The 17963-nt window shown below is 39.3% G+C and carries 14 protein-coding genes; 10 read left to right on the plus strand and 4 right to left on the minus strand.

All coding sequences use genetic code 11. The features are described from left to right. Positions 1–17: 17 nt before the first annotated feature. Together AC1FXZ_RS19535 and AC1FXZ_RS19540 are read right to left on the minus strand one after the other, a co-directional pair. Positions 18–1970, minus strand: a complete 1953-nt coding sequence (locus tag AC1FXZ_RS19535) for a heavy metal translocating P-type ATPase (RefSeq protein ID WP_480056788.1) — start codon at positions 1968–1970, stop codon at positions 18–20. A 372-nt stretch (positions 1971–2342) separates the two neighbouring features. Next, positions 2343–3851, minus strand: coding sequence for a NarK family nitrate/nitrite MFS transporter (locus tag AC1FXZ_RS19540; protein WP_480056790.1), 1509 nt, complete (start codon positions 3849–3851; stop codon positions 2343–2345). 430 nt (positions 3852–4281) lie between these two features. Between AC1FXZ_RS19540 and cobA the strand changes: the two genes are divergently transcribed. From cobA to AC1FXZ_RS19575, 7 genes are all read left to right on the plus strand, one after another. Continuing rightward, on the plus strand, positions 4282–5736 hold the full coding sequence (gene cobA / locus AC1FXZ_RS19545; RefSeq protein WP_480056792.1) for a uroporphyrinogen-III C-methyltransferase: 1455 nt from the start codon (positions 4282–4284) through the stop codon (positions 5734–5736). A gap of 42 nt (positions 5737–5778) precedes the next feature. Continuing rightward, entirely contained in the window at positions 5779–8202 is a 2424-nt protein-coding gene (gene nirB / locus AC1FXZ_RS19550; protein ID WP_480056794.1) for a nitrite reductase large subunit NirB, read from the plus strand. Between the two features lie 18 nt (positions 8203–8220). Continuing rightward, the gene (nirD, locus tag AC1FXZ_RS19555) at positions 8221–8544 is read left to right on the plus strand and encodes a nitrite reductase small subunit NirD (RefSeq protein ID WP_480056796.1); all 324 of its coding nucleotides are present in this window, start codon (positions 8221–8223) and stop codon (positions 8542–8544) included. 147 nt (positions 8545–8691) lie between these two features. Beyond that, positions 8692–9507: a uroporphyrinogen-III synthase gene (locus AC1FXZ_RS19560; protein ID WP_480056798.1), complete on the plus strand. Its 816-nt coding sequence runs from the start codon at positions 8692–8694 to the stop codon at positions 9505–9507. Between the two features lie 103 nt (positions 9508–9610). Then, positions 9611–10375, plus strand: a complete 765-nt coding sequence (gene pxpB / locus AC1FXZ_RS19565) for a 5-oxoprolinase subunit PxpB (protein WP_480056800.1) — start codon at positions 9611–9613, stop codon at positions 10373–10375. After that, positions 10366–11373, plus strand: coding sequence for a 5-oxoprolinase subunit C family protein (locus AC1FXZ_RS19570; protein ID WP_480056802.1), 1008 nt, complete (start codon positions 10366–10368; stop codon positions 11371–11373). Before pxpB ends, AC1FXZ_RS19570 begins: the two co-directional genes overlap by 10 nt. 245 nt (positions 11374–11618) lie before the next feature. Then, positions 11619–12368: a 5-oxoprolinase subunit PxpA gene (locus tag AC1FXZ_RS19575; protein WP_480056804.1), complete on the plus strand. Its 750-nt coding sequence runs from the start codon at positions 11619–11621 to the stop codon at positions 12366–12368. A gap of 155 nt (positions 12369–12523) precedes the next feature. Here the strand turns inward: AC1FXZ_RS19575 and AC1FXZ_RS19580 are convergent, their stop codons facing one another. Further along, complete coding sequence (locus tag AC1FXZ_RS19580) at positions 12524–12988, minus strand: hypothetical protein (RefSeq protein ID WP_480056806.1); 465 nt, start codon at positions 12986–12988, stop codon at positions 12524–12526. Between the two features lie 243 nt (positions 12989–13231). On the opposite strand from AC1FXZ_RS19580, the gene AC1FXZ_RS19585 reads away from it, so the two are divergent. After that, positions 13232–13648: a universal stress protein gene (locus AC1FXZ_RS19585; protein WP_480056808.1), complete on the plus strand. Its 417-nt coding sequence runs from the start codon at positions 13232–13234 to the stop codon at positions 13646–13648. Positions 13649–13963: 315 nt separating this feature from the next. On the opposite strand, the gene mgtE is transcribed toward AC1FXZ_RS19585, so the two are convergent. Beyond that, complete coding sequence (gene mgtE / locus AC1FXZ_RS19590; protein WP_480056810.1) at positions 13964–15328, minus strand: magnesium transporter; 1365 nt, start codon at positions 15326–15328, stop codon at positions 13964–13966. A 285-nt stretch (positions 15329–15613) separates the two neighbouring features. On the opposite strand from mgtE, the gene AC1FXZ_RS19595 reads away from it, so the two are divergent. Beyond that, positions 15614–16669: an ABC transporter ATP-binding protein gene (locus AC1FXZ_RS19595; RefSeq protein WP_480056812.1), complete on the plus strand. Its 1056-nt coding sequence runs from the start codon at positions 15614–15616 to the stop codon at positions 16667–16669. A gap of 170 nt (positions 16670–16839) precedes the next feature. After that, the gene (locus AC1FXZ_RS19600) at positions 16840–17952 is read left to right on the plus strand and encodes an extracellular solute-binding protein (protein ID WP_480056814.1); all 1113 of its coding nucleotides are present in this window, start codon (positions 16840–16842) and stop codon (positions 17950–17952) included. Positions 17953–17963: the final 11 nt, after the last annotated feature.

Here is a 17963-nt window from a genome sequence, read left to right on the forward strand (position 1 = left end):
GCAGACCCTTTTGGAATTTACCCTCGCAGTAGACGTAGTCCGTTTAAAATAACGAGAATCGTACTGCCTTCATGTCCAATGACTCCTAGAGGAAGAGACATTTGCCCCATGAAGTTTGAGATAATTAACAAGGCGATAACAGTGATTGAAAAGATAATATTTTGTTTGACAATCCGGTTCATACGCTTCGATAAGTGAACGGCCTCAGCTAATTTGGCTAAATCATTTTTCATCAGAACAATATCAGAAGTTTCAATCGCTGCATCAGTGCCACCACCCATGGCAATTCCGACATCTGCTGTTGCAAGGGCGGGTGCATCATTGATGCCATCTCCAACCATAGCAATCGTTTCATAGCGTTCTTTTAGCTGGTTGAGTTCGTTCACTTTTTTCTGTGGTAAGCAAGAGGCTACAAAGTCATCGACATCCGTTGTTTTCTGAATTGCTTTTGCTGTCTTCTCGTGATCACCAGTAAGCATAATCGTATAGATTCCTTGCTTTTTAAACGATTTTATCGCTTCAATTGTTTCGTTGCGTACAGTATCTTGAATGGCAAGAATGGCAGCAATGCCGTCATTGTCAGAAACATACACAAGCGTTTTCCCGTCACTTGCTAGTTTACTAGCTTCTAATGAATAAAATGAATCAGCTAGTGAATCACCGATAAAACCACGTTTCCCAATCTTCCAAGTAAGCCCATCAATAGTGGCGCTAACCCCAAATCCTGTTTTCTCTTGCATATGTTCGATGTCTATAAAAGAGGTAATTCCTTCTTTTTGGGCAAAGCGAACGACGGCTTCGGCTAATGGGTGGGTGGATTGTTTTTCAACTGACGATACATTTTGTAAAAGAACTTTTCGATCTAATCCTTCACGAATGAGGAGGTTCGTGACTTCTGGTTTTCCTTTTGTTAATGTCCCTGTTTTATCGAAGGCGATCGCCTTTAATGAAGCTAAATTTTCTAAATGTACGCCCCCTTTAAAAAGAATGCCTTTTCGTGCTCCGTTTGATATCGCCGAAAGGGTAGCTGGCATAATAGAAGCGACAAGGGCACATGGGGAAGCTACAACGAGTAAAACCATTGCTCTGTACCATGTCTCCGTCCAGCTCCAACCAAGGAGGTAATAGGGAAGGACCATCATAATTCCGACCGTGATAAGGACCACTTTTACATAAGGGCCTTCAAACCTTTCGATAAACTGTTGCGAAGGGGTTTTCTCATCTTTGGCTGTCTGGACTAAGTCAATGATTTTTTGAAACAAGGACTCGTCGCTTCTTTTCGTGACGCTAATAACAATCAGACCATTTTTGTTCACTGTACCAGCAAAGACATCATCGTTTATGCTTTTCTCGATAGGGATTGCTTCGCCACTTAATGTAGCCTCGTCAATCATGGTTTCACCACGTGTAATTTGACCATCTGCTGGAACTCGTTCGCCAGGTTTAATAAGAACATGATCACCAATAGCGAGTTGTTTCACATCGACTGTCTGTTCATTTCCATTTAAAAGAACGGTAGCAGTTTCAGGCTTAAGGTTCATAAGAGATGAGATTTCACGATGGCTCTTGTTCATTGTGTACGTCTCGAGAGCGCCACTTAAGGAAAAAATAAAGATGAGGATAGCCCCTTCCATCCAATATCCGATCATTGCAGAACCAATTGCAGCAAGAATCATTAACAACTCGACATTTAATGAACGGTTATGAATAACGTCTGAAATTCCCTCCTTTGCCTTGAAATACCCACCAACGATGTAGGCGCTTAAGAACAAAGGAATCGATAACCAAAGAAAGTTAAACTGTTGCATTAACCAAGCAAGCAGAATAAGGACACCACTTGTAAGGGCGAAAATCAGCTCTAGTTGAAGTTCGTTAATAGTAAATTTTTTATTGGCAACAATCGTACAGTTTTGTTTGTCAGTGCAGTTATTCGTGCATTCTGTACACTCCAGTTGTCGTGCGATATTCATTTTTTATCGCCTCCTCTAATGGTTTGAAACCTAATTGAGAATGGTTAATAATTAATAGTGGCATCACTAGTTGATAATGGTTATTATTTAGAATTATTTTAAATAGATTGTCACTTGTTATTATCTTAGTTGAAATAAAAAGGTTTTTCAATGGGTGTTTTGTTAATGTTTATTAATTTTTAAAGGGATAACCATTATCATCTTATAAATATAATTGATAATCAATTACGTTTGTGTGAAGAGAGTCATTTTAGAGTAATTGAGGTGGGCAGAGGATAGAATAAATGTTAAAAGCCTGATAACTAGTTTTATTAATAACTAGTTATCAGGCTGGTATTAGAATAGGGAGTATTCTTCTTTCGATGTTTATCTCTATAATACTTTTTTGTGTAAAGGTGTTTCTTCTGTGCCGGTTTCTAAGGATTTAAGTTCATCTGAAGACATGTAGTAATCTTCGCCAAATGAATTTTTGGGTTCTTCTAAAGTTAAGTAGCAAATTATAAAGCTAATAAGTGCTCCTCCGGCAAGAATAAAGAAAAACTGTTGCGGTGTTACAAATGTATATAAAGTTAAATAGACGGTGGCACCTACATTTCCATAGGCACCAGACATCCCGGCGATTTGACCAGTCACGCGCTTTTTAATCATAGGAATGACGGCGAATGTAGCTCCTTCTGCGCCTTGGATGAACATTGATGTAAGAACGGTAATTGCAACAGCGATTGCTAACGGCCAACTAGAATCGATAAAGCCCATTCCGACAAGCCCAATTGTAATGCCGGCCATATAAACTAACATAACATTACGGCGACTGCCCATTCGATCGGATAGAATTCCTCCTAATGGACGGGCAATAAGGTTCACAAATGCAAATGATGCAGCGATAAGCCCGGCTTGTGCGGCTGATAATGAAAATGTTAACTGGAAGAACATTGGTAGCATTGAAATAATCGCCAATTCAGCACCAAAGTTGGCAAAGTACGTACTGTTTAATGCTCCTACATTTTTAAATTTGTATTTATCATCATCTGGAACACCTTTTTTTAGGATGGGAACATTTACTTTTAAAATCATGTACAACTGGTAGATTAACACAATGATAAGAGTTGCCCAGATTACGTATAAAGCAGTTTCAGAAACAAATCCTAAATCGGCTAATCTCCAAGCGCTTATCGCTAAAGCTCCTCCGAGAGGGATCGTCCAGATAATGAGTTGTACTAAATCACCCCAACTGCTTACTTCTAATGCTCCAGAACGCTTTGGTTTCATTAACGTTTTTCCCTCTGGTGTATCTCTAACACAAATGTAATAAATAATTCCATAAACAAAGCAAATAATTCCTGTGAAAGCTAATGCGTATCTCCAGCCCTCATCGCCACCGAATAATGTGAGTGCAAACCAAGGTAATACCATAGCAGCCACAGCAGAACCGAAGTTCCCCCAACCACCGTAAATTCCTTCGGCGAAGCCAATGCTCTTAGGTGGAAACCATTCAGCAACCATGCGGATACCGACAACAAAACTAGCACCGATACTCCCAAGAACAAGACGTGCAATCATTAACTGAGCCCAACTATCACCGAAGGCAAAAACTAACGCCGGAATCGACATGATAATAAGTAGGCCTGAGTAGACAATGCGTGGCCCGTATTTATCGAGCAATGAACCAATCACGACTCTAGCAGGAATCGTTAAAGCAACGTTACAAATACCTAGAGCTGCAATGTGTTGTGGAGTTAGCCAGTCCATAGCATCAAGCATGGTTGTAGCAAGTGGAGCCATATTGTACCAAGTGAAAAAGGAAACGAAAAAAGCAAACCATGTAAAATGTAGAACCTTAATCCGTTCACTCTTGAATTTGAAAATTTCTGATAACGTCATCGAAAAAGCCCTCCCTATAAAATACATTTAAGATACAGTTTTCATTTTTACACTATCAAGCTACTGTTGTCTGAAAGTTAGATAGAAAACTTAACATAGTTTTTTCATGTGGATTAATTTTCGGACATGCTCGAAAGTGTTGAAGGGGTTAATTAGAAAGAGTTCAAATTCATCTCTCTTATCAATAAGAAGGATGCTTAGTGAAATGAGAATAATAGGGTGAGCCCTCTAAATGGTTTGCTTGTATAAGGAACCTCTTCATTATTTTTAAAAGAGAGTAGAAACAGTCTGTTACGTTAGAGAAAGAGGTTAAAAGATTGCAAGAAAAAACAATGGAAGATAAGCTGACACGATGTAACATACATGCAAAATATTGGTTTAGGATAAACGTATAAATCAAATAAACGTTTAAGCAAAGGGGGAGTGATTAGTGAAAAGTGGAATGGTCTATTTTGTTGGGGCTGGTCCTGGGGACGTAGGTTTAATTACAGTAAAAGGGAAACAGGTCCTGAAGCAGGCTGATGTAGTCATTTTTGATAGATTAATCAATCCTTTTTTGTTAATGGAAGTAAAAGACGAGGCGAAATTAATTTATTGTGGCAAGCAACCTTGTAAACACACTCTGAGGCAAGAGGACATTCAAAGAGAAATCCTTATTCACGCTAGAAAGGGAAAGACCGTTGTGAGATTAAAAGGTGGCGATCCAGCTGTATTTGGAAGGGTTGGTGAGGAGGTTGAGTATTTAGCAGAGAATCACATTAAGTATGAGGTGATTCCGGGGATCACAGCAGGTATTGCTACTACCATGTATGCGGGAGTCCCGATTACGCATCGTAAGCATTCTAATTCCTTTGCGATTGTAACAGGACATGGCAGTCGTGATGATGGGACGCCAAATATAGAATGGGAGCCATTATCAAAAGGAGTAGAAACGATTGTTTTTTATATGGGAATCAAACATGTAAAAACGATAGCAGAAAAATTGATCCAGCATGGAAAACGAGAAGAGACGGCGGTACTGGTTGTGCATTGGGGGACTTATAGCAAGCAAAAAACGATAGAAGGTTCTTTAACGACAATTGCTAGTATGGTAGAAGAAGCCCATATCTCTAATCCTGCAATTATTGTCGTCGGGGATGTTGTGAAGCTTCGCTCGAAATTAGCATGGTTTGATAATAGACCTTTATCGGGCAAGAGTTTCTTAATCCCGTCAACAACAGAAGATCATGAACAATTCGTCTCAGGCCTTAGAAAAAGTGGAGCTGATGTATTTGAACACAGTCTATTATCAGAACATTATGTTAATTTTTCTGAGGAATTTAGCAGTAAAATAGCAAGGTCAAACGGAAAAGATCTTGTATTCCTATCGCCACAAAGTGTATACGCCTTTTTACGGGGGCTTGGAAAGTGTGGTTTCGATCTTCGGGGCATCCGTTCACCTTTTTACTCTTTTGATGAAACGGTTAAAGAGGCTTTGCAAAGGGTGGGGGTTCAATCGGAGTTAGTTGACGAAGCATCATTACCATCTCCAGTTTTAATAGGAGGAGATCTTGAAATTGAAGCGTTAAGGCCACTTCTACCACAAGCTGTGGATGAGCTTATCGTCAATAAAACGTATGTAACAAAAAAAGCGGTTGAGGCATTTACAAGACTTATAGAAGAACAACATGTGACGACCATTTTAGTAACGAGTCGTCTTGAAGCGATAAGATTAAAAAAGTTCCTTGAATGGAGTGAGACCCCATTAGAGGTCGTAACTAAGCATGTAGAAGTTGTTTGCAAAACAAAAGAGATAAGTCAGTTGTTTAAAGAAGCTGATGTAAGCGTTGAGTGTTTCACTGAAAGCATTGCCACTATCACCGAAAAAGAAGCAGTCTTTGCGTGATAATACGGAAAACTGAAACGGTCATAAAAAGGAGAGATTGATGTGAGTGAGAAACTAGTGCTAATTGGTAACGGTATGGCTGGAATTCGTGCAATTGAAGAGATCTTAAAGAACGACCCGAATCGGTTTGAAATCACTGTTTTTGGAGAAGAGCCCCATCCAAACTATAACCGAATTTTATTATCTTCCGTTCTCCAAGGTGATACGACTGTTGATGATATTGTTTTAAATGACTATAACTGGTATGAAGGAAATCAAATTGAACTCCTTACTGGGGATAAGGTCGTTAGCGTAGATACAAAGAAGCAAGTTGTTTACAGCAAAAGTGGCATTGAAAGGCCTTATGATAAATTAATTTTCGCAACTGGATCTAATCCTTTCATGCTTCCTCTGCCTGGAGCAGATAAAGAGGGAGTGATCGCATTCCGAAATATTAAAGATTGTGAAACGATGATCGATGCTTCGAAAAATTATAAGAGAGCAACTGTTATCGGTGGAGGCTTACTTGGACTTGAAGCAGCTCGTGGATTGCTTAATTTAAATATGGAAGTAGATGTGATTCATATTGCAGATTACTTAATGGAACGTCAACTCGACGACCAAGCAGGAAAGATGCTAAAAGAGGAGCTTGAGGCTCAAGGAATGACATTCCATCTAAATAAAAATACAAAAGAGATTGAAGGAAAAAAACGTGTAGAAAGCATTTCCTTTACCGATGGCACAAGGTTTAAGACCGATCTTGTCGTCATGGCTGTTGGGATCAAGCCTAATATCGCATTGGCCCAAGAGGCAGGTTTAACGACAGAAAGAGCAATTGTCGTCGATGACTTTATGCAAACAAGTGTGCCGAATGTCTATGCAGTCGGAGAGTGTGCGCAGCATAGAGGAATCGCTTATGGCCTTGTTGCACCACTTTACGAACAAGGGAAAGTGTTAGCTACCCATATATGCTCTGAAGGTCAAGCTCTTAAGCATGGCTATCAAGGTTCACTGGTCTATACTCAATTAAAAGTATCGGGGGTTAATGTATTCTCAGCAGGTCAGTTCCAAGACGGCGAAGAAACAAAAGCGATTCGGGTTCATGATGAATTCGAAGGAATTTATAAAAAAGTTGTCGTTGAAGATAACAAAGTTATTGGGGCCGTTTTATTTGGGGATACATCTGACTCAACAAGGTTGCTAAGCATGATGAGAAATGAAGAAGACATTTCGGGTATGAGCAAAGTTGCACTACTGCCATCAGAAGGTGGAGAAGCGCCAATAAGTCCAGTTGTGGCGATGGCCGACAGTGACAATATTTGTGATTGTAACGGGGTATCTAAAGGGGATATTTGTTCGGCGATTACAGAAGGTGGCCTAACGACTGTGGAACAGGTCAAACAATGTACAACAGCAGGCCGTTCTTGTGGTGGCTGTAAACCTCTGATCGGGGACTTACTAACGCTAACAACTGGTGAAGAAGTCGGCGATGCTCCTGAACCATTATGTGGATGCACCGAATATACACATGAAGAAGTTGTTGCCGAAATTCGTGAACTCGGCCTTTCTCATCCTCGTGAGGTTATGAATGTATTAGGTTGGGAATCAGACGAGGGTTGTTCGAAATGCCGTCCAGCAATTAACTATTATTTGAAAATGGTTGACCCAATTAAAAATGCCGATGACCCGACTTCACGTTTTATCAATGAGCGTGTTCATGCCAATATCAATCATAATGGAACCTTTACGGTTGTTCCAAGAATGTATGGTGGGGTAACAAATGCAGATCAGCTTAGAAAGATTGCTGATGTTGCTGATAAATACAATGTTCCTCTTCTAAAAGTAACAGGAGGTCAACGAATCGACTTGTTTGGAGTTGAAAAGGAAGACTTGCCAAAAGTATGGAGCGATCTTGGAATGAGATCTGGTTCTGCATATGCAAAAGCGCTTCGAACGGTTAAAACATGTGTCGGGGAGCAGTTCTGCCGATTCGGGACGCAAGATTCGATTGGTCTTGGTGTTGAACTCGAGAAGAAGTTTGAGTACATTAATACACCACACAAAGTAAAAATGGCTGTATCAGCTTGTCCGAGAAACTGTGCTGAGTCGGGTATAAAAGACTTTGGAGTCGTTGGTGTAGATGGAGGTTGGGAGCTCTATGTCGGTGGTAACGGTGGAGTTGACCTGCGTGGGGGAGACTTGTTCTGTAAAGTGAAAACAAAAGAAGAGATCATTGATACGATCAGTGCCTTCATGCAGTATTACAGAGAAAATGCGAGATACCTTGAGCGTACATCGCACTTTGTTGAACGTGTAGGGTTAGATCATATGAAGAAAGTGGTGTTAGAAGACGAAGAAGGTCGTAAGTCTCTTATTGAAAGAATGGATATTGCGTTGTCAACAGGTAAAGATCCTTGGAGCGAGATTGTTGAAAATGAAGAGAAGCAGCAAGAGTTCAAAAAGAAACAAGTAGAAGTACTTTCTTAATCTAAAGGGGGAGATTACATGGGTAAAGTGGATAGTGCAAACAAAGTAGAAGTGGCAAATCTTTCGGAACTATCAATAGGTGTAGGGCAACGAGTGAATGTAGCGGGGGAAGAGATAGCTTTGTTTAAGTTAAAGGATGGTACCGTCAGAGCAATCCAAAACAGCTGCCCCCATAAAAACGGTCCGTTATCTGAGGGGATTGTCAGTGGTGAACACGTCTTCTGTCCTCTGCACGATTGGAAGATTAATATGAAAGACGGAATGGTTCAAGCACCAGATGAAGGTTGCGTGAAGAAGTATAATGTAGAAGTATTGGATGAGGCCGTCTATATTGTCTTTTGAGCATATTGACCTAAAGTTCCTTCCTTATTTAAGTTCAAGCCGTTCTTGGCTTGAACTTTTTTTCTTCGTTATCTAAGCTTATAATTATAGTAAGAAATCGTAATGATCTATATATGAAGTAAATTATGAAGATATGGAAGTGAAATGATGAAGACAGGTCTAAATGGAAAGAGAATTGTATTAGCTGCTTCTAGAAAGACAGAAGAAATGAGCACTCTCATTGAAAGACAGAATGGAAAGCCTCTCGTTAGGTCTTTGCAGGGGACTGTGTTTTTAGCTGGTGATCAAGTGAAAAAAGATTTGCAAGTGATAGTAAAAGGAAACTTTGATTGGGCTATTTTTACAACTGGGATAGGATTAAATGCCCTCTTAGATCAAGCAGAGGAGTTACATATTCGTGATCAATTTTTAGATGTTGTAAGTGAAGCGAAAGTTGCTTCTAGGGGGTATAAAACATATGCAGCCCTAAAAAAAATTGATGTTACACCTGATGTGAAAGATGATGATGGAACGATAAAAGGATTAATTGAATCGTTAGAAGGGGAAGACTTTAATGGGAAGCGTGTTTTCGTTCAATTGCATGGGGAAAATGCACCAGCACTCATTCATTATTTAGAAGAGAACGGAGCAGAAGTGTTAAAAGTGTTACCATATCAGCATGTTGATCCTGATTTTGAAACGGTTGAGCAATTTTGCCAAGAGTTGTTTCAGTCTGAAATTGATGCTGTTTGTTTCACGGCTGCGATTCAAGTGCGTTCTCTGTTTAAATACGTGAAAGAAAAAGGCTACACCGATCAAGTGGTAGATGCTTTCAAGAAAAATGTACTTGCTGTTGCAGTCGGGAAAGTAACAGAAGAAGCATTGAATGAAGAAGGGATTGATCGGGTGGTTGCTCCGGAATTAGAAAGAATGGGTGCGATGATTGTGGAGCTGACTCACTACTACGAACGAACTGAACAGTAGTATTAGCCTCAGAAAAAGTACCGCGGAGGAACTTGTGCCAGTAACGCACTTCATTCTATGCAAGTTCCGTCCTTTCGGGAAAAAAATAAGGGAAGTGTTTGAATTGGTTCGTCTGATTCATGATTTTGCTAAAGAGGTACAGATTATCCCATTAAGTGAATCTTCTGTATCGGTCTATTTCGGAGAAGAAATTAATCTAGAGATACACCGAAAAGTGAAAGCTCTCACATCTCGTTTAGAAAATGAGCCGTTTGCTGGACTAAGTGAGGTAGTCCCTGCCTTTACGAGTGTAACGGTCTTTTATAATCCAATGGCTATAGTAGAAGGTGAAGCGCGCAAGGTTAATCGTTCCCTTCACTCATTCCCTTCTGACATTATTTGTGCGAAACTCAAGCAAATAGTACTAGAGCTAGAAACAGAGGATGAGGATATTCGAAGAGAAGTAGAGATTCCAGTTTGTTATGGAGGGGAATTTGGACCTGACCTTCAATATGTGGCTGAGTGTAATCGTCTTTCTGTTGATGAGGTCATTCACATTCACTCAAGTGGTGAGTACCTTGTGTACATGATTGGGTTTGCCCCGGGATTCCCGTACTTAGGGGGGATGTCAGAGCGTATCGCAACGCCTAGAGGAAAAAGGCCAAGACTCGAAATTCCACAAGGGTCAGTGGGGATAGCAGGTCTACAAACGGGGGTGTACTCCATTGCAACTCCTGGTGGTTGGCAACTAATAGGAAGGACACCATTGGATTTATTTATAAAGGAAAGTAACCCACCTAGTTTACTAAATGCTGGAGATATCGTGCGTTTTAAATCTATTACAAAAGAAGAGTTTATTAGTTACAGGGAGGGGCGTTCATGGCTTTAAAGGTACTTCGATCAGGCTTACTTACGACCTTTCAAGATCTAGGTAGAACTGGGTTCCAAAAATATGGAGTAAGTGTAAGTGGAGCAATGGACCCTTTCTCCTTACGGGTAGCTAACTTGTTAGTAGGAAATGACGAGGGAGAAGCGGCTTTAGAAATTACATTAGTGGGCCCTACTCTACGATTTGAAAGAGATATGCTTATTGCCATTACTGGTGGGGATTTATCGCCAATGTTAAATAATCAACCTCTTCCTTTGTGGAGACCTTGTTATGTTAAGAGGGGGAGTATAGTAACATTTGGGGCAGCTAAAAATGGTTGTAGAAGCTATCTTGCGGTAGCGGGAGGATTTGCTGTTAAAGAGGTGCTCGATAGTAAAAGTACGTATCTTCGTGCAAAACTAGGGGGATATGAGGGCAGAGCTTTACAAGCTGAAGATATCATAGAATTGCAACATTCGGGTAAGATGCCGTATGACTTGAAAGGTGATAGCGAGCGTTCATTTATCACGACTAGTTGGAGTGTGACGTCATTTCTCCAACCAACTTATCAAGGCAAACGCGTTGCAAGGGTTATTATAGGCCCACAATTTGAGCGGTTTTCAAAGGAGAGCCAAGAAGTTTTGTTTCAGAGCCCATTTAAAGTGACCTCACAATCAGATAGGATGGGGTACCGTCTTAGTGGAACCACATTAACGTTAGATGAGCCGATTGAGTTGGTCTCAGAAGCAGTTACGTTAGGTACCATACAAGTACCTAAAGATGGAGATCCGATTATTCTTCTTGCGGATCGACAAACAATCGGTGGTTATCCAAGAATTGGCCAGATTATTGAAGTAGACATTCCCGTGATAGCACAAACAAAACCTGGGGAAAGCATACTGTTTGAAAAAACAACATTGCAAGAAGCAGAAGCGAGTATAATGAAAAGAGAAGCGCTCATCAAAGAATTGCGAGCAAGTTTGTTGCTAAGGAGAAGGTCACCTTTTGAGAACTCTTAAACAAATGTTTGTTTAATTTAGCGAATCTTTAAATAAATGTTTGTTTAATTTTGGCTGTTTTCAAAAACATTGTTATTATTGGAAAGCTTTTACTCGTAGCGAAATGGAACGAACATGTGAAAACAACAAAGTATGCGAGTCAGCCTTAATTTTTTAAAGCTCCTTCCTCTGCTGTTTAGAATTAAGTAGATACAAGTTGCTGCTTTAGGGGTGTTTTGTTAATGTCTATTAAAGGAGATTTTGGGATGAAGAAGATAGACTTGAATTGTGATTTAGGTGAGAGTTTCGGTGCTTTTACTGTCGGCCAAGATGAATTGATTTTAGACTACATAACATCTGCAAATATTGCTTGTGGGTACCACGCTGGCGATCATAATGTAATGGCAAAAACAGTGAAACTAGCTGCTGAAAAGGGTGTGAAGATAGGTGCACACCCCGGATTTCCTGATTTGCTAGGTTTTGGGAGAAGGATGATCCAAACAGATCAAAAGGATATTTATAATTTTATAGTTTATCAAATCAGTGCGTTAAAAGGTTTTTGTAGTATACAGGGGGTTCAGATGCAGCATGTAAAACCTCATGGAGCATTATTTAATGCAGCTGCAACGGATAAAGATGTTGCAGAAGCTATTGCGAACGCTGTATATGATGTAGACCCCGAACTTGTATTGTTTGGTTTGTCTGGCAGCGAGCTCATTAAAGCAGGGGATCAATTAGGTTTGTCTGTTGCTAATGAAGTGTTTGCAGATAGGACGTACCAGGCAAACGGGACGCTTACCCCACGTCGGAATAACAACGCATTGATTCATGACTTACAAGCAGCAGTAAACCAAGTAGTTCTAATGGTAAAAGAAGGAATAGTGATTTCAACTGATGGCACAGTCGTACCGATTGAAGCTGATACGGTTTGTGTTCATGGAGATGGTGAGCAGGCGCTTGTATTTGTCCAAGAGCTTCGGAAGGTGTTACGCGCAGAAGGTATACAAATAATATGATAGGCGATTTCAACCTTTAATTTTCGACTGTCCCTCATTAAAGGAGTGAAATCATTCCCTTCGCAAACTTCATAAAAAAAACAGCGATGCATCGTAATTGAGCATCGCTTCCCTATATTATTTATTCTCAGAAGACATCGCCAACAAATTCCTACTTATTTCTTGAAGTTTTTCTCTAACAAATATTGTACCCCATACAAAAGATACGCTTTGTAGTGTATATAGATAAAGAATTGAAAATAGTTTAACCGGTGTAAACGAATAATTTTTATTTTTTTGAGGAACGGCATAAAGAGAAACGCAAAAAATCCATTAGCAATAACATTTAATACGACAAACTTTTTGAAATTTCCATACGAAGATTTAAGGAGCCACATAGAAACCGGCATATAAGGGCCTATATCAAAAGGAAGTTCATCCCGGATAAATGATTTGGGTTTATCATAAAACTCCCAAAACTTTCGTTTGTGTCCATAAACATGACTTATAATCTCATAAATACCGATGATAAAACTCGCTAAAAAATATCGTTTAACATGGCGCTTTCCTATAAATAGTACCGATGCCCATGGAATGAATATGATAATGAGATTAAATAATACGTGCCTTCTTGATAGCATAAGGACTTCACCTCCATATTTGAATTATCAATCTCTTTTAAAGTATCCAAATTAAATAAAAAAACCACTTAATTTAGTTTCTTGACATTCAGATGAAAATAGCTCTTTTTTTGAATTTCATCATAAGGTTGCTAAAATGTATGGCTTAACTGTTAAAGTATGTTTTACGTAAGGCCCCGATAAGGAACCGATTTTCTTCCCATTCATAAAATAAAGAGATGATAAATCGGGGAGGGGTTTCGTATGTTCAAGAAAATAGTCGTGGCACTTGATGGTTCAGAACAATCGTTACGAGCAGCGATAAAAGCGATAGAGTTAGCTCAGTTAACAGGTGCCTATGTATATATTGTACATGTTGTTGATGGAATAACCTTAAAGCCAGATGTATTAGAAGTATGGAATACCTTTGAGATTGCCGAGAGGAGAAAGGAAAAGTTTAAGTATGTGGAAACTTGTGCGAGTAATGAAGGAATTTATTATGAAGTGCGGGTTATCATGGGAGAACCAGCGAAGACAATTGTGAATTTTTCCAGCAATCATCGAGCAGACCTTATTGTAATAGGGAGTAGAGGGTTAAATTCAATTCAGCAAATGGTTCTTGGAAGTGTTAGTTATAAAGTAGTTAAGCGTGCACCATGCTCTGTGCTAATTATAAAATAACGGAAAAGGACGTATCCTTTTCGTAGTGTTTTAATGGACAAGTACTTTAGAGTACAGAGGCTATCAAAAGCCTAAATCGAGTAAATTATAGTATACTTACGAAAAAAGACTAAGCAAAAGGGGTCGAACAATGAAGTTTTCAAATAAAACATTATTTATTATTATTACAGCCATTGTAGTGCTATACGGTCTAGGCTATTGGATTATCGGTGACATAGTAACGAGATAAAACAAATTTAAAAGGTATCTTAAAGAACAAACACACAATAGATCATACATCGCATCATCTATTGTGTGTAATTATTGGATTACTCGTTATAAACCAGAAAGTTGAGTAAGGAATGCTGTTGCAATCCCAAAGTAAATAATAAGGGAGAAAATATCATTTAATGTTGTAATAAGTGGACCGGAGGCGACAGCAGGGTCAACTCCAAAACGATTTAACGTTAATGGAATAATAGTTCCTGCTAACGTACCGACGATTAAGGTTATTAATAACGAAGTCCCTACGACAAACCCTAAAATAAGATTCCCTATCCAAAAGTAAGCAATTAAGAAAATTAAAGCACCGCACGTAAGACCGATAATAATCCCCACACGGAATTCACGTAAAACGAGTTTGATGACTGTTTTACGGTCAGTATTATGTGTGATGATTCCACGAACGACTACAGCGAGGGACTGTGTCCCTGTGTTCCCAGTCATACCGGCAATCATAGGCATAAAGAAAATTAGGGCTACCACTTGTTCGAGTGTTTCCTCAAACCCACTAATAATACTTCCGGAAACAAGTCCGATAAATAATAACAAGACTAACCACGGTAGTCTACGAACAGAAGCTGTGACAGCCTTCGTGTGAAAATCAATTGCCTTTCCAGTAGCGGACAACTTTTCAATATCCTCATTGGCTTCCTGTATAATAACATCCATCGCATCATCGACCGTAATAATTCCTTTTAAAATGTTGAGGTCGTCGACAACTGGAACGGCGATAAAATCGTATCGTTCAATGATTTTGGCAACTTCTTCTTGGTCATCACCTACGTGGACAGATACCACGCGTGTAAACATTAGATCTTCGATAACATCTTGCAAATCAGCGATTAATAAATCGCGATAAGAGACAACCCCAACCAGTTTTTTTTCATCATTAATAACATAGAGGTAATAAATGTTTTCTGAGAAATTTGCATATTCCTTAAGTTTATCAACTGCTTGTCTAACCGTCTGATCAGCGTGAATCCAAACGAATTGATTTGTCATTATCCCACCGGCAGTATCAGCTGGGTAACTCATTAACGATTGAATGTTTTGGGAGTCCTCGTTTTTCATGCTATCAAGAAACTCTTGGATTTTGTCTATGGACAACTCATTTAAAAGGTCAGCAAGGTCATCATTGTCCATATGGTCCATTACTTTTGAAGAACGCTCAATCCCTAGCTTATGTAGAATCTCAATTTGCATAACGTAATCAAGCTCTTGGATCAGATCAGCAACCTGAGAAGGAGTTAAAAACATTAAAAACTTATGATGATGCTTTTCTGGCAATCCTCTATAAAGCTGTGCAAAATCATATGGATGTAGCTCATCTAATAACTCTTGTATGAGCGTGCGTTTTCCTTCTTTTACATATTTGATAACAAGCACTAGTAATTGATCTTCTGTCATATTTGCAACCATACCTTCACCTCACCATTCGTACTTATCTACTCTACAAAAAAAAGAAGTGTAAGTAAAACGCTTTTCAAGAAAAAACCTTATATAAGGTAGTGTTAACATAATTGTCTTTTTAACGCACAAAGGCTACATAAAAAGGTACGGCTTTTCCCTTTTTTGTAGCCTCTTTGTCTCGACTTTTTAGTATTAGGAAATTTTTTCTTTCGTTGACGCTTACAAAATACCTATGATAAGATTTAAGTATATTGATTTTCATTCTCAAGTCCGATGATAAAGAGGGGGGTACATATGAGTTTTATCCAACTAAAGCAGCTAACAAAAGTCTATAGTCAAGCTGAGTCACCTGCTGTCGATAACATAGACTTAGAAATTGAAAAAGGTGAAATAATCACGCTCCTAGGTCCTAGTGGATGTGGGAAGACAACAACTTTACGCATGATAGCCGGTTTTGAACAACCGACGACTGGGTCAATTACTATTGATACTAAAGAGGTGTTTGGAAATAAAACGTACCTCCCTCCAGAAAAGCGAGGAATCGGTATGGTCTTTCAGGATTATGCACTATTCCCACATCTAACAATAGAGAAAAATGTAACATTTGGTTTAACTAAATGGAGTACTCGTGCGAAGAAAGAGAGAGCTAAAGAAGTTCTTGAATTAGTCGGGTTGAGTGAGTATGGTAAGCGATTCCCAAATGAACTTTCCGGAGGCCAGCAGCAACGAGTTGCTCTTGCAAGAGCATTAGCGCCTCGACCTCATGTTGTCCTAATGGATGAACCATTTAGTAACTTAGATGCCGGTTTGCGTGAACGAATGCGCTATGATATTACGTCTATCTTGCGAAAGGCTAATACAACAGCGATTATTGTCACTCATGATCAAAAAGATGCATTTGCTGTATCTGATCGTGTAGTCGTTATGAAGCAAGGGGTCATTCAACAGATAGCATCTCCACGTGAAATGTACCGTTGCCCAAAAAACTGCTTTGTTGCTCAATTTGTTGGCAAAACGAATCTTTTGCAAGGGACGCTTTGTCCAGATTTAAAGCATGTTGATACGTATATTGGCCGTGTCATGCTGCCGAAACAAAGTGAAATGCTAATGGATGACGTTCGTGTTTCGATACGCCCAGAAGGTTGTCGGTTAGCTGAGAATGGAAGTTACTCTGGTCGTGTTATTCGTGTTACCTATGGTGGGGAGTACCAAGAGGTGGAAGTACAGTTAGGTGAACATCTGGATTCTCCACCAATGGTCGTTTATGCCCCGATTGAAAAAGACGTCGAGGTAGGTTCAATTATTTCGTTTGATATTACAACGGAACTTGTTGCGTTAGTGGAGGCATAGACTGGAAAGTGACTCATTATGCATGAGTTACTTTTCAGTCTATTGAAAATTTTTTTAAAATGTAATTGACAACAATTATCATTATCGGTTACAATTCTTCTTGTAAGGTTTTGATGATAATGAATATCATTATCGAGTGTTAAAATACATATATTCATAGGGGGAGAAAGATGAACAAGGTTCTAAAAACATTTTTATTTGCAATCTTAGTTATGTCACTTTTTGTTGTTGCAGCTTGCGGTGGGGCTAATGACACTGCAGAAGAAACAGATGATCAAGCTACGGGTGATGTAGAAACGGAAGAAACAGGCGAAGAGGTAGTAGATCTTGATGGACAAATTGTAGTATACTCATCTCGTAACGAAAACTTTGTTCAGCCTTTACTTGACAAATTTTCAGAAGAAACTGGCATTGAAGTATTAGCTCTTCATGGAGCTGACCCTCTTCAACTTCAAGAGGAAGCAGGTAATGTTCAAGCAGATGTCTTTATTTCAAATGATCTTGGAGCTCTAGAGTATTTAAATGGGCAAGGCTTGCTAGAAGGATTTGATCCAGAAGGTGTAGAGTCAATTGATGAACAGTATCGTGCTGACGATAATGCATGGATTGCTTTATCAGCAAGAGCACGTGGCTTTATTTACAATAAAGATATGATTTCTGAAGAAGAAATGCCAAAAAGCATGGAAGATTTATTTGATGCAAAATGGGCAGATGTTGAAAATGGATACGCAATTACTCGTGGTGGTAACGGTGGTATGATTGGAAATGTTTCAGCACTACGCTATGAGTGGGACGATGAGAAAACAGCAGAGTGGATTGCGTCTATTAAAGATAATGCAGCCGGAATTTTTGATGGACATGGTGATATCCGTAGAGCAGTAGGTGCTGGTGAGCACGCTTTTGGATTAGTAAATAACTATTATTACCACCAACAGTTAGAAGAACCATCGGATAATAATGTTGGCTTTATTTATCCTGACCAAGGCGAAGATGAAATGGGAGCTATTGCGAATGCTGCTGGTGTTGGTCTTGTAAATGGGGCGCCGAATGAAACGAATGCAAAAGCATTTATTGAATGGGTTTTAGAAACAGAGAATCAACTGGCATTTGTTGGTGATTCATTAGAGCTTCCTATTAACCCTGAACTAGATCCTCCTTATGAGGCAGCAACGAGCTTTGCGGAATTAAAGATCCAAGATATGCCTTTGAAAGAATTAGGAAACTATTTTGAAGATACAAAAGCTTTAATTGAAGATTCAGGATTAGATCTTGAATTAAGATAAATTTTCACCTT

It is taken from the genome of Halalkalibacter sp. HAAS-P014 (assembly GCF_056619965.1).

Coding starts and splice junctions, on each gene's coding strand:
- AC1FXZ_RS19535 (WP_480056788.1), bottom strand. CDS start 1,970: ATGAATATCGCACGACAACTGGAGTGTACAGAATGCACGAATAACTGC.
- AC1FXZ_RS19540 (WP_480056790.1), bottom strand. CDS start 3,851: ATGACGTTATCAGAAATTTTCAAATTCAAGAGTGAACGGATTAAGGTT.
- nirD (WP_480056796.1), top strand. CDS start 8,221: ATGGGTAAAGTGGATAGTGCAAACAAAGTAGAAGTGGCAAATCTTTCG.
- AC1FXZ_RS19560 (WP_480056798.1), top strand. CDS start 8,692: ATGAAGACAGGTCTAAATGGAAAGAGAATTGTATTAGCTGCTTCTAGA.
- AC1FXZ_RS19570 (WP_480056802.1), top strand. CDS start 10,366: ATGGCTTTAAAGGTACTTCGATCAGGCTTACTTACGACCTTTCAAGAT.
- AC1FXZ_RS19575 (WP_480056804.1), top strand. CDS start 11,619: ATGAAGAAGATAGACTTGAATTGTGATTTAGGTGAGAGTTTCGGTGCT.
- AC1FXZ_RS19580 (WP_480056806.1), bottom strand. CDS start 12,988: ATGCTATCAAGAAGGCACGTATTATTTAATCTCATTATCATATTCATT.
- AC1FXZ_RS19585 (WP_480056808.1), top strand. CDS start 13,232: ATGTTCAAGAAAATAGTCGTGGCACTTGATGGTTCAGAACAATCGTTA.
- mgtE (WP_480056810.1), bottom strand. CDS start 15,328: ATGGTTGCAAATATGACAGAAGATCAATTACTAGTGCTTGTTATCAAA.
- AC1FXZ_RS19595 (WP_480056812.1), top strand. CDS start 15,614: ATGAGTTTTATCCAACTAAAGCAGCTAACAAAAGTCTATAGTCAAGCT.
- AC1FXZ_RS19600 (WP_480056814.1), top strand. CDS start 16,840: ATGAACAAGGTTCTAAAAACATTTTTATTTGCAATCTTAGTTATGTCA.